This window comes from Burkholderia sp. GbtcB21 (assembly GCF_019091065.1).
Classification (GTDB): domain Bacteria; phylum Pseudomonadota; class Gammaproteobacteria; order Burkholderiales; family Burkholderiaceae; genus Burkholderia; species Burkholderia pyrrocinia_C.
This window is the reverse complement of sequence record NZ_JAGXKA010000127.1, coordinates 1-388: the sequence shown is the minus strand read 5'-3', so window position 1 is coordinate 388 and position 388 is coordinate 1. Positions and strand designations below refer to the sequence as shown.

The window sequence follows — 388 nt, the reverse complement described above, 5'->3', positions numbered from 1 at the left end:
GACCGTGCGGCACGTTCGCTGCGCGACGAAGAACTCCGTGCCGATCGCGCTGCACGCTCGCTGCGGGACGAAGAGCTGCGCGCCGAGCTGGCCGACCGTGCGGCACGTTCGCTGCGCGATGAAGAACTCCGCGCCGATCGTGCTGTACGCTCGCTGCGAGACGAAGAGCTTCGCGCCGAATTGGCTGCTCGCGCAGAAAATGGGCTAGAAGTCATCAAATAATCCGGGCAGCGAAAATTGACGACTCGATCAGAACTGGAACAGCGGATCGACGGCCTCCTGGCTGGTGAGGTTGATCGTATCCTGACCATCGTTCCGTACGCGGGACATCTCATTTCTGAGGAGCAGGCTCTCGATGACGAATATTACATTCGACATCGCATCGAGA

Annotated in this window: 1 protein-coding gene; it reads left to right on the top strand. The window is 59.8% G+C overall.

Annotated features, from left to right (window positions below; genetic code table 11):
* A partial coding sequence (locus tag KVT39_RS36595; RefSeq protein WP_217591441.1) for a hypothetical protein occupies positions 1-222 on the top strand: 222 nt, incomplete at its 5' end.
* Between the last annotated feature and the right edge of the window lie 166 nt (positions 223-388).